The following is a 10,661-nucleotide window of genomic DNA, read 5'->3' as shown; positions in this document are numbered from 1 at the left end:
TACGACGATCTCAAGCCGCTGCTGCAGTTCATCGTCGCGGGCGGCCTGGCCACCACGGTGAAGGCCGGCCTGGAGCTGCTCGACTTCCCGGTCGGAGACCCGCGTGCGCCGCTGCTGCCGCTCGACGAGCAGGGCCGCGCCGAGCTGAAACGCCTACTGGCGTAGCCCGATTGCCCTACTCCTCCTCACCCCGCTGCGCGGGCTGCATCGTCGTACGGCGGCCCGATTGCCCTACTCCTCCTCACCCCGCTGCGCGGGCTGCATCGTCGTCGGGCTAGCCCAGGTTGGGTGCGGAGAAGGTGTCGCACTGGTTCGGGTCACCGGTCTGATAGCCGACGGTGAACCAATGCTGGCGCTGCTCGGCCGAACCGTGGGTCCAGCTTTCGCGGTTGACGTGCCCGGTCGCCTGTTTCTGGATGCGGTCGTCGCCGACCGACGCGGCGGCCGACAGCGCGTCGCGAATGTCGTCATCGGTCAACGGATTCAGGAACGGCGTGCCGTCCTTCTGGTTGACCGTGGCGGCGTAGTGCGCCCAGATGCCGGCGTAGCAGTCGGCCTGTAGCTCGGTGCGCACGCCGTTGCCGCCGGCGCCCTTGGCTCCCTGCTGGGAGCGGCCCAGGTCGCCTTGCAGCTGTTGCACGTGATGACCGTATTCGTGGGCGACGACGTATTCCTGTGCGAAAGCCCCGTTGCTGGAATGAAGCTGCTTGACGAGTACATCCTGAAAGAAGCTGGTGTCGAAGTATGCCGTCTGGTCGGCCGGGCAGTAGAACGGCCCGACGTCGGTGGTGGCCGGTCCGCAACCGGTGCTCACCTGGTCGCTGAACAGCCGGACATGAGGGCGGGTGTAACCCGTCATCAACTGATGCCACACCGCGTCCACGGAGTTGCCGGTGGCGACCACGCGGCACTGCACGTACTTGTTGGCGTCCGCACCCGTCTTGCACTGGCTCAGGTCGAAGCCGGGCGCCGAGTACCCGCCGGTGTTCGTCTGCGGCTGGTTCATGACGCGGCCCGGGTCGACGCCCAAGAACAGCGCTCCGAGCAGGATGATCAGCCCGAGCCCGCCGCCCCCGACGGCCATTCCCATCCCGCCGCCGCCCGACGACGACGCGTTGCTGGTGTCGATCTGCATGCCCTCGTTGAAGGTCATGAGGCGCTCCTAACGTTGCCGGGTCGCAAGGGAGTCGGTGTAGTTGCGCAGGTTGCGCAGGTAGCGGCGCAGGGCCAGGTTCAGCAGGGGTCCGACCACGACCATCGCCAGCTTCGCCGCCCCGGCCGGCTTCTGGGCCATGGTCCACGTCAGCCGGCAACCGCCCGGGATGACCTCGACCCGGTAATCCTCGGCGAAGGCCGCCACGGATTTGGTCGAGCACTCGTTGAAGCGAAAAGCCATGTGCGTGAACGGTTCCCACGCCAGGAATTCCTCATTGCCGACGATGCCGCCGCGCATCTCGACGATGCGGGTGGTCCCGACGCCGCGCGGCTCGGGGCTGGTCCAGGTCACCGCGGTGCTCGCCTTGCGATCAACTCAGCCCAGCGCGGCCAGGATCCGGCGTCGGAAAGCACCTCGAACAGCTGCTCAGGGGTGATGGCCAGGTCCACGCTGTTGCGGAAGGCAAATGGCGCCGAGTCGATGAAGTCCACGTCGACGCGCTCGCAGGGAAACATGGCACCAATTTAGCCGGGGCCGTCGCTGGCCGCGGCCAGTAAGGGCACCACGACGTCGCTGATCGGTGTGGGCAGGCCGTGGGCCCGGCCCTTGCGGACGATCACCCCGTTGCGGATGTCCCATTCCATCGGGCGGCGATGCTCCGCGTCGGTGAGGATCGACGTGCTCATGTCCTCGGGAACGTTGCGAAACATGTCGACCAACTCATCGATGACGCCGTCGGCGAGACGGGCGCCCTCGGCGCGCGCGACGGCCAGGCATTCGGCGACATAGCGGCGCGACAGTGTGGCGACGTCGTCGCGGCGAAACATCCCGGACCGGCGCCGCGACAGCGCCATGAACCCGGCCAGCGCGTTGGTGAGCAGCTTGTGCCAGGCCGCGGTGATGATGTCGGGGTCGCAGTCCACCCGGCAGCCGGCGCCGCGCAGCAGCTCGGCGACCACCTCCGCCGACGGACCGCTGGGCAGCACCAGGGCCGGCTCGCCGCGCAACCGCACCCAGCCTTCGGGCTGGGTTTCGGCCGAGTACCACACGATTCCGGGAATGACGGGGGATTGCGGGCAGTGCGGCCGCACCTGCTCGACCTGCTCCACGCCGTTTTGCAGCACCACCACGATGGTGTGCACATCGCAGAGCCGGGAAAGCCAGGCGGCCGCCTGCTCGTTCTGGGTGGCTTTGACGGCCAGCAGCACCACGTCCACCGGCCCGGGTGTCTCGCTGGGGTCGGTGCGCACCGGGCCGGGGACGACGATCGGGTCCGCGCCGTCGGGCCGCAGTTCGATGCTCTCGCGCGGGCTGCGGCCGCACACCACGACCGAATGTCCGGCCCGATACAGCAGCGCGGCGGCCGTCGTACCGACGGCGCCGGGACCGACGAGGGCGATGTTCGTGGCGATAGGAGCGAAATTACACCGCCCCTTAGACTGATCAGTCGTTCAACGTGAAGGGGAGTGTTTTTGTGCTGCGCAGCCACGCCGCCGGTTCGCTGAGAAGTAGCGACGCCGGGCAGCAGGTGACGCTCGCGGGCTGGGTGGCCCGCCGCCGCGACCACGGTGGCGTCATCTTCATCGACCTGCGCGACGCCTCCGGAATCGCCCAGGTGGTGTTCCGCGCCGAAGACGTGCTGGCCCAGGCGCACCGGCTGCGCGCCGAGTTCTGTGTCGCGGTCACCGGCGTCGTCGAGATCCGCCCGGAAGGCAACGCCAACCCCGAGATCGCCACCGGCGACATCGAGGTCAACGCCACGTCGCTCACCGTGTTGGGGGAGAGCGCGCCGCTGCCCTTCCAGCTCGACGAGCCCGCGGGCGAGGAACTGCGCCTGAAATACCGCTACCTGGATTTGCGGCGCGACGCCCCGGCGGACGCAATTCGCTTGCGCTCCAAGGTGAATGCCGCCGCGCGTGCGGTGCTCGCGCAGCGCGATTTCGTCGAGATCGAAACACCGACGATCACCCGCTCGACCCCGGAGGGCGCGCGCGACTTTCTGGTGCCGGCCCGGCTGCACCCCGGCTCGTTCTACGCCCTGCCGCAGAGTCCGCAGCTGTTCAAGCAGCTGCTGATGGTGGCCGGGATGGAGCGCTACTACCAGATCGCGCGCTGCTACCGCGACGAGGATTTCCGCGCCGACCGCCAGCCGGAGTTCACCCAGCTCGACATGGAGATGAGCTTCGTCGACGCCGAGGACGTCATCGCCATCTCCGAGGAGATCCTCTCCGCGCTGTGGGCGCTCATCGGGTATGAGCTTCCGACGCCGATACCGCGGATCAGCTACGCCGACGCGATGCGACGGTTCGGCTCCGACAAGCCCGACATGCGTTTCGGGCTCGAGCTCGTCGAGTGCACAGAGTTCTTCAAAGACACCACATTTCGCGTCTTCCAGGCACCGTATGTCGGTGCGGTGGTGATGCCCGGTGGGGCCTCGCAGCCGCGGCGCACGCTGGACGGCTGGCAGGAATGGGCCAAGCAGCGCGGGCACCGCGGGCTGGCCTACGTGCTGATCGCCGACGACGGCACGCTGGGCGGTCCGGTCGCCAAGAACCTGAGCGACGCCGAACGCGACGGCCTCGCGGCGCACGTCGGCGCCAAGCCGGGGGATTGCGTCTTCTTCTCCGCGGGTCCGGCGAAGCCGTCGCGGGCCCTGCTGGGGGCCGCCCGCGGTGAGATCGCCCACCGGTTGGGCATGGTCGATCCCGACGCGTGGGCGTTCGTCTGGGTCGTGGACCCGCCGCTGTTCGAGCCCGCCGATGACGCGACCGCCGCCGGCGACGTGGCCGTCGGCTCGGGGGCGTGGACCGCGGTGCATCACGCCTTCACCTCACCCAAGCCCGACCACGAGGATGCCATTGACACCGACCCCGGCGGCGTGCTCGCCGACGCCTACGACATCGTCTGCAACGGCAACGAGATCGGCGGCGGCTCGATCCGTATCCACCGCCGCGATGTCCAGGAGCGGGTGTTCGCGGTGATGGGACTGGACCACGCCGAGGCCGAGGAAAAGTTCGGATTCCTGTTGGAAGCGTTCACCTTTGGCGCGCCTCCGCACGGCGGGATCGCGTTCGGCTGGGATCGGATCAACGCGCTGCTGTCCGGGGTCGACTCCATCCGTGAGGTGATCGCGTTCCCGAAGACCGGCGGTGGCGTCGACCCGCTCACCGACGCGCCCGCGCCGATCACCGCCCAGCAGCGCAAGGAGTCCGGAATAGACGCCAAACCCAAGCGGGTTGACGAGACATGACTCAACAGTTCCCGGACACCGAAACGATCAACGCGTTCAACACGGCCATCGCCGACGAATTCCGCGCCAACGGTGGCAAGGTCGGCGGCCAATTCGCCAACGCCGACCTGCTGCTGCTGCACACGACCGGCGCCAAGTCCGGGCAGCCCCGGGTATCGCCGCTGGCCTACTTCCGCATCGACGGCAAGCTCATCGTCATCGGCTCCTTCGCCGGCGCCCCGGTCAGCCCGGCCTGGGTGCACAACCTGCGGGCCGACCCGCGGGCGCGCGTGGAGGTCGGGTCGGAATCGGGCATCGCCGCGTTCGACGTGACCGCGCGCGAGCTGCCGCCCGACGAGCGCGGCGACCTCTTCGACAAGGTCACCGCCGCGGCGCCCGGCTTCGCCGAGTACCAGGCCAAGACCACCAGAATGATTCCGCTGTTCGAGCTCATCCGGGCCTAACCGGTGGGCGCCTCGCGGACGGCGGTGCCCTCGGCACGTGTGAAGCTCATCGCGAGTCGGCCAAGAACTCCTGCACCAGCTTTCGCGGCGCCTGCGTCAGCCACGCCTCGGTGATGAGCTCCTGGAGGTCGCGCACCGAGATCTCGGCCAGGTTGACCAGGACCGCGGGGTAGCCGTCGAAATGCGGGGTGGTGAAGTAGGTTTGCGGCTCGTCGTCGATCAGCGCGAACTTGACGCCTTCGTCGGACACCCGAACCCCGAGGATGTCGCCGCGCGGCGGTTCTGGGTCGTTGCGGGCCAGCGCTTCGCGTTCGGAGGGCCGCAGCGGCCGCTCCCAGGCCAGCAGCTTCTTGCCGACCCGCCAGTCGTGCGGTGACGGCTCGGAGGTGAGGGCCAGCTCGCCGACGATGCGGGCGACGTCGTCCCACGTGGCCACTCCTCGATTGTGCTCCCGTTTCGGCGCGGTTGCCGTCGTATCGGCAAACGCTCGGCGACCCGGCGGCCCGCGCGGCGCCGTTGCATGTGATGTGATCGGCCTTGTGGCCGAAGCTCCGAGGGAAGTCGATGCCGCGGTCGCCCGCCGGCATCGGGTCACCCACCGCACCGAGTACCGCTACTCCGACATCGTGACCAGCTCTTACGGACGCGGTTTCCTGACCCCGCGCGACTCGTTGCGGCAGCGTCGCGTCGCGCACCAGCTGACCATCGAGCCGGCCCCCGCCGACAGCTCCACCAGCACGGACACCTACGGGAACATCAGCTCCTACTTCCACGTGACCGAACCGCACAGCGTCCTGACGGTGGTCAGCGATTCCATCGTCGACGTCTACCCCCCGGCGCCGGGCCTGTACGCCGGCGGACCAGCGGTCCGGCCGTGGGAGGAGGCCCGGCCGGCCGGGCGCGTCGGGGCGCTGGCGGCCGAGTTCACCCTGGACCTGAACCCGCCGGAGATCACCGACGAGGTCCGCGAGTACGCGGCGCCCAGCTTCACGCCCGGGCGGCCCTTGATCGAGGTGCTGCGCGACCTGGCGTCGCGAATCTTCACCGACTTCACCTACCGGTCGGGGTCGACGACGATTTCCACCGGGGTCAAGGAGGTTCTGGCGGCCCGGGAGGGGGTATGTCAAGACTTTGCCAGGCTGGCGATCGCCTGCCTGCGCGCCAACGGCCTGGCGGCCAGCTACGTGTCCGGCTACCTGGCCACCGACCCGCCCCCCGGAAAGGATCGGATGATCGGCATCGACGCCACGCACGCCTGGGCCGCGGTGTGGACTCCGCAGGATCCCGGCCAATTCGAGTGGCTGGGGCTCGATCCCACCAACGACCAGATGGTCGACGAGCGCTACATCGTGGTGGGACGCGGCCGTGACTATGCGGATGTCCCGCCGCTGCGCGGCATCATCTACACCGACTCCGAGCGCAGCGTTATCGATGTCGCGGTTGACGTGGTGCCCTACCCGGACTCTGGCGAAGGCGATTCCTTGCATGCGTGACTTCACCTGTCCCAATTGCGGCCAGCGCCTGACGTTCGAGAACTCGACCTGCCTGAATTGCGGCAGCGCGCTGGGATTTTCGCTCGACCAGATGGCGCTGCTGGTGATCTCCGACGACGAAGCAACCGAGCACGCCGGCGTCGTTCCCGCCGGCGAGTATCAGCTATGCGCGAATCTACTGCTGGCCGAATGCAATTGGCTGGTGTCGGTCAACACCCCCCGGTTGCTCTGCGCGTCGTGCGCGCTGACGACCGAGCGGCCCAACGACGCCGACACCGTCGGGCTGGCCGAATTCGCCCGGGCGGAAGCGGCCAAACGACGACTGCTCGCCGAGCTGCACGAACTGAAGCTGCCCATCGTCGGGCGTGACAAGGATCCCGATTACGGGCTGGCCTTCCGGCTGCTGTCCAGCGCACACGAGAACGTGATGACCGGGCACGAGAACGGCGTCATCACAATCGATTTGGCCGAGGGTGACGACGTGCACCGCGAGCAGCTGCGGGTCGAGATGGACGAGCCGTACCGGACTTTGCTGGGGCACTTCCGCCACGAGATCGGACATTACTACTTCTACCGGTTGATCGCCCCGTACCGCGACCACCTGGAGCGGTTCAACGAGCTGTTCGGGGACCCCGACGCCGACTACTCCGAGGCGCTCGACCGCCACTACAGCGAGGGCGCACCGAAGGGCTGGCAGGACCAGTTCGTCTCGTCCTATGCCACCATGCATCCGAGCGAGGATTGGGCCGAGACGTTCGCCCACTACCTGCACATCCGGGACGCGCTGGACACCTCGGCGTGGTGCGGACTGGCGGCGGCGTCGGCCACTTTCGATCGGCCGGCGCTAGGGCCCAGCGCTTTTCAGACGATCATCGACATGTGGCTGCCGTTGTCGTGGTCACTGAACATGGTGAACCGGTCGATGGGTCACGACGACCTGTACCCGTTCGTGCTGCCGGCCGCGGTGCTGGAGAAGATGAAATTCATCCACACCGTCGTCGACGACGCGACGTCGGAGTCCCGGGGTCCCACGTCTGTGGCCGGCTGAGTCGCGCCTGGGACCGTGGCGAGATTCGCAGCGGCATAAATGGGAACACTGCGGCGATGTGCTTCTCGATAACGGCGGATCTGGTGGTGGGTACCGCCCTCGTACCGGTCGCGGTGGCGACCCTGCATGAAGTGAAGCACTGGCGCGAAGTCCCATTTGCTTTGTTGCCGACGGTGTTCGCAGCCCACCAGTTCATCGAGGCGGCTGTGTGGCCCAACGGCGTTGTCTCCCCCGGGATGGCCCACTTGGCGATGCTCGCCTATGTCTTCATCGCATTGCCGCTGCTTCCCGCGTTGGTCCCGTGGGCGATCTTGATGTTGGAACCGCGCGGTGCCCGGCTACGGGTGGCACCTTTTGCGGTGCTCGGCACCGTCGTGTCGGTCTATCTGGCTGTCATCGTGCTCACCGAACCAGTCAAAGTGACGAGAGGTCCCCATGCGCTGCAGTACCAGACCGGCGTTCACGGCGGCTACGTGTGGGCGGTGCTCTACGTCATCGCTGTCATCGGGCCGGCCTTGATGTCGGGGTATCGCTCCATTGTGGTGTTCGGGATAGCGAACCTGGTGGGGCTGATCGTGGTCGCCGTCCTCTACGTGCACGCGTTCGCGTCACTGTGGTGCATCTACGCCGCCACGCTGTCAGTGCTGGCACTGGTGCACATGGTGCGGCGTCGGCGACTGTCCGATCCACATCGCTACCACGGTGTCGCCGCGGATCGGGTGACATCGAACGCGTGACCGCACCCCGCTTCGCGGGCTGCATCGTCGTCCGGCTAGGCCGAATTGCCGTACTCCTCCTCACCCCGCTTCGCGGGCTGCATCGTCGTCCGGCTAGGCCGAATTGCCGTACTCCTCCTCACCCCGCTTCGCGGGCTGCATCGTCGTCCGGCTAGGCGGGCATCATCCGGCGCACGTCGGGGCCCCAAATCGGTTGCATGCCACCGGGCAAGGCCAGCTGCGTGGTGGTGATGACCTCGGCCAGGTTGCGCAGCTCGGTGTGTACCGAACTGAGCAGGTGCGCCAGCTCGTTGCGCCGCCCATCGTCGCTCACCCGTTCCAGCTCGGCGGGGTGGGACCGGCGCAACAGGGTGCCGATCTCGTCCACCAGCCGTTCCGGGCGCGACGACCCCGACGAACCGGGCAGGTCCTTGAGATCGGCGCGCAGCCGGTCCAATTGGTACAGCAGCGACCGAGGGTTCTGCGCGTCGAACAGCATCAGCTCGGCCATGGCCGCCACGCTGATCTTGCCCACGGTGCGGCGCCGGTAGATGACCGAGGACTCGCACGCCACCAGCGTCGACTCGATGACGGTTTGTTCAGCGGCGGCACCGCGCGCCACGGTCAGCGTCGCCTGCAACAACGCCGTCAGCCACAGGCCGCGTTCGATCCGCTTGCCGATGTCCATCATCGTCCAGCCCACGTCGCGCACCATCGACTCGCTGGCCACCCCGGACAGGGTCAACATCCCGGCCAGCGTCTGCGTCTGGGCCCGGGTGAGCGACGCGTCGGCCTCGGCGAGCGAGTCCGGTGGTTCGCTGTCGAGTGCCAGCGCGCGTTCCACCGCGGCGAGCACCATCCAGGTGTCGTTGGACATCTGGTCGCGCACCGCCCGGGCGGCCAGCGCCAGGCCCTCCACCGACTGCACCAGGGAGCCGGGCCGGTGCGGGTCGACGGTCAGCGACCACAGCGTCGAGGGGGCGACGGCGATCATTTCGGCCCCGTCACTGGCGCCGTCGCCGTCGGCCGCGGTGTCGGTTCCGGTGATGCGGCCCAGCGCGGCCATCAGCACCGGCACGCATTCGCTTTCCTCGCTGTGCTGGTGGTGCCGGTACACGTGGAACCTGTCGCGGGCGACGATGAGCAACCGCGCCATGCTCTCGGCGCGCTCGCCGTAGCGACCGATCCAGAAGAGGTCGGACAGCACCCGCGGGGAGCTGACGCCCCAGGTGCCCGCGGCCGTCTTCACCGGCGGTTCCGCGCTCGGCAGGCTGATCGCCTCGGCCCGCGCCCGCTCGGTCGGTCGCACCCAGACATCTTTCGCCGCAATGGTTTTCAACGTATAGGCGGCGTCCCCGGGCGCCAGCACGTAGCCGATGCCGCCGATCATCGGCGCGTAGCCGCCCCGCTGTGCGACGGTGAACAAACGGATGCCCACTCCCGCCGATGACAACGCACCGGCGTGGTCGGTCGGCGCGGACGAGAACTGCGGCAGCTCCTGGCCGGCCCACTGCCACGGTATCGTCTCGATCTGAGCCGCCAACCGCGCCAGCTGCGGAGGCGAAAGTGTCGGTCCGACAAGCGTTTTCTCTTCGACGGTGGACCTCACCAACAGCGACGATAGGTTCGCCAGCAAGTGCGAACGCTCGGCGGCGATGCCGCCCCAGTAGAGCGGCGCGCTGGGCAGCAGCAAGGTTTCCGACAGCAGATGTTCGGCCATCGCGGGCAGGAAGCGCAGCAGCCCAGGGTTTTCCAGGATCCCGCTGCCCAGCGTGTTGACGACGGTCACCGTTCCACGGTGCTGGGCCTCCACGAGGCCGGCTACCCCGAGACGGGAATCGGCGCGCAGATCCAGCGGGTCCGAATAGTCGGCATCCACCCGGCGCAGAACCACGTCAACGCGTTTCAAGGTGCCCAGCGAACGCATCCACACCATGCCGTCGCGCACCACCAGGTCCGCGCTCTCCACCATCGGGAAGCCCAACAGGGTGGCCAGATAGGCCTGGTCGAAGGCGGTTTCGGAATAGATGCCGGGGGACAGGACCACCACCACCGGATCCTGGGCATCGTCGGGCGCCGCGTCGATCAGCGCCAGCCGCAGGGCCTGGGAGAACGGGGTTGTCGGTCGCGGCGCGATCCTTTCGTACAGATCGGGAACCGAGTGCGCGACGACGCGCCGGTCGGCCAGCGCATAACCGGCGCCCGACGGCGCCTGGGTCCGGTCGCCGTTGACGGCGAAGACGCCGTCCGGTCGGCGGCTGACATCACAGGCGTGCATGAAGAGCTGGTGGCGCCCGGGGATCTCGATTCCATTGGCAGCGCGCACGTAACCGGGGTGGCCGAACAGCAGCTCGGGGGGAAGCACGCCGTCGGTGAGCAGGCTGCGCGGTCCGTAGAGGTCGGCCAGCACGGCGTCGAGCACCCGGGACCGCTGCAGCAGCCCCGCCTCCAGCACCTCCCAGTCGGCCGCAGACAGCACGATCGGCAGGGTGTCCAGCTGCCACGGCCTCGGCTCCTGGCCCCGACCGCCGGGCTCAACGTCGGTGTAGGTGATG

At 68.3% G+C, this 10,661-nt stretch carries 10 protein-coding genes and 1 pseudogene; 6 read left to right on the top strand and 5 right to left on the bottom strand.

Annotated features, from left to right (window positions below; genetic code table 11):
- Positions 1-165: dihydrodipicolinate synthase family protein (locus Q0W90_RS20010; protein ID WP_297776151.1), on the top strand; the 165-nt coding region annotated here is incomplete at its 5' end.
- A 109-nt stretch (positions 166-274) separates the two neighbouring features.
- On the opposite strand, the gene Q0W90_RS20005 is transcribed toward Q0W90_RS20010, so the two are convergent.
- From Q0W90_RS20005 to Q0W90_RS19995, 3 genes and pseudogenes are all read right to left on the bottom strand, one after another.
- Entirely contained in the window at positions 275-1,153 is an 879-nt protein-coding gene (locus tag Q0W90_RS20005; protein WP_297698539.1) for a neutral zinc metallopeptidase, read from the bottom strand.
- A 9-nt stretch (positions 1,154-1,162) separates the two neighbouring features.
- Positions 1,163-1,671: pseudogene (locus tag Q0W90_RS20000) on the bottom strand (SRPBCC family protein).
- A gap of 9 nt (positions 1,672-1,680) precedes the next feature.
- Positions 1,681-2,568, bottom strand: a complete 888-nt coding sequence (locus tag Q0W90_RS19995) for an oxidoreductase (RefSeq protein ID WP_297595118.1) — start codon at positions 2,566-2,568, stop codon at positions 1,681-1,683.
- Between the two features lie 44 nt (positions 2,569-2,612).
- Between Q0W90_RS19995 and aspS the strand changes: the two genes are divergently transcribed.
- Complete coding sequence (gene aspS, locus Q0W90_RS19990) at positions 2,613-4,406, top strand: aspartate--tRNA ligase (RefSeq protein ID WP_297595082.1); 1,794 nt, start codon at positions 2,613-2,615, stop codon at positions 4,404-4,406.
- Complete coding sequence (locus Q0W90_RS19985) at positions 4,403-4,849, top strand: nitroreductase family deazaflavin-dependent oxidoreductase (RefSeq protein WP_297595084.1); 447 nt, start codon at positions 4,403-4,405, stop codon at positions 4,847-4,849. Before aspS ends, Q0W90_RS19985 begins: the two co-directional genes overlap by 4 nt.
- Before the next feature lie 46 nt (positions 4,850-4,895).
- Here the strand turns inward: Q0W90_RS19985 and Q0W90_RS19980 are convergent, their stop codons facing one another.
- Positions 4,896-5,285 (bottom strand): MmcQ/YjbR family DNA-binding protein, encoded by a 390-nt coding sequence (locus Q0W90_RS19980; RefSeq protein WP_297595085.1) that lies wholly within the window; start codon positions 5,283-5,285, stop codon positions 4,896-4,898.
- 103 nt (positions 5,286-5,388) lie between these two features.
- Here Q0W90_RS19980 and Q0W90_RS19975 point away from each other — a divergent pair, with 103 nt between their 5' ends.
- Genes Q0W90_RS19975 through Q0W90_RS19965 form a run of 3 tightly spaced genes read left to right on the top strand, consistent with a single transcriptional unit; the run spans position 5,389 to position 8,127 of the window.
- Positions 5,389-6,342, top strand: coding sequence for a transglutaminase family protein (locus Q0W90_RS19975; RefSeq protein WP_297595086.1), 954 nt, complete (start codon positions 5,389-5,391; stop codon positions 6,340-6,342).
- Positions 6,335-7,390 (top strand): putative zinc-binding metallopeptidase, encoded by a 1,056-nt coding sequence (locus tag Q0W90_RS19970; RefSeq protein ID WP_297776145.1) that lies wholly within the window; start codon positions 6,335-6,337, stop codon positions 7,388-7,390. Before Q0W90_RS19975 ends, Q0W90_RS19970 begins: the two co-directional genes overlap by 8 nt.
- A gap of 56 nt (positions 7,391-7,446) precedes the next feature.
- Positions 7,447-8,127 (top strand): DUF6629 family protein, encoded by a 681-nt coding sequence (locus Q0W90_RS19965; protein ID WP_297776142.1) that lies wholly within the window; start codon positions 7,447-7,449, stop codon positions 8,125-8,127.
- A gap of 151 nt (positions 8,128-8,278) precedes the next feature.
- On the opposite strand, the gene Q0W90_RS19960 is transcribed toward Q0W90_RS19965, so the two are convergent.
- Positions 8,279-10,661, bottom strand: a 2,383-nt coding sequence (locus Q0W90_RS19960) for a circularly permuted type 2 ATP-grasp protein (protein ID WP_297776140.1), incomplete at its 5' end; no start/stop codon positions are given.

The organism is Mycobacterium sp. (genome assembly GCF_025933915.1).
Lineage (GTDB): Bacteria > Actinomycetota > Actinomycetes > Mycobacteriales > Mycobacteriaceae > Mycobacterium.
The sequence above is the reverse complement of the archived record's forward strand: the minus strand, read 5'-3'. Positions and strand labels throughout refer to the sequence as shown.

Coding starts and splice junctions, on each gene's coding strand:
- Q0W90_RS20005 (WP_297698539.1), bottom strand. CDS start 1,153: ATGACCTTCAACGAGGGCATGCAGATCGACACCAGCAACGCGTCGTCG.
- Q0W90_RS19985 (WP_297595084.1), top strand. CDS start 4,403: ATGACTCAACAGTTCCCGGACACCGAAACGATCAACGCGTTCAACACG.
- Q0W90_RS19970 (WP_297776145.1), top strand. CDS start 6,335: ATGCGTGACTTCACCTGTCCCAATTGCGGCCAGCGCCTGACGTTCGAG.
- Q0W90_RS19965 (WP_297776142.1), top strand. CDS start 7,447: ATGTGCTTCTCGATAACGGCGGATCTGGTGGTGGGTACCGCCCTCGTA.